This window comes from Marinobacter salinexigens, from assembly GCF_008370345.1.
GTDB lineage: Bacteria > Pseudomonadota > Gammaproteobacteria > Pseudomonadales > Oleiphilaceae > Marinobacter > Marinobacter salinexigens.
The window spans coordinates 1-384 of the sequence record NZ_VTUU01000144.1; the positions used below are offsets into that span (position 1 = coordinate 1).

Annotated in this window: 1 protein-coding gene; it reads left to right on the plus strand. The window is 47.1% G+C overall.

From position 1 onward, the window contains the following. Window positions 1-75: 75 nt before the first annotated feature. Window positions 76-384, plus strand: a 309-nt coding sequence (locus FWJ25_RS20990; protein ID WP_246166910.1) for a GTP-binding protein, incomplete at its 3' end; no start/stop codon positions are given.

Here is a 384-nt window from a genome sequence, read left to right on the forward strand (position 1 = left end):
GCTGAATCTTGCCCTAGTTCTCTTTTTTAAGGAGAGCCGAGTCGTTCCACACCGCCATCGCCTCCAAAAGCAACCATGGGTAAGGAGAAGGTCCATATCAACATTGTCGTCATTGGTCATGTCGACTCTGGCAAGTCGACCACCACTGGGCATCTCATTTACAAACTTGGTGGAATTGATAAGCGTGTGATTGAGAGATTTGAAAAGGAGGCTGCGGAAATGAACAAGAGGTCTTTCAAGTATGCGTGGGTTTTGGACAAGCTGAAGGCTGAGCGTGAGCGTGGTATCACCATTGATATTGCTCTGTGGAAGTTTGAGACTACCAAGTACTACTGCACGGTCATTGATGCTCCTGGTCACCGTGACTTCATTAAGAACATGATC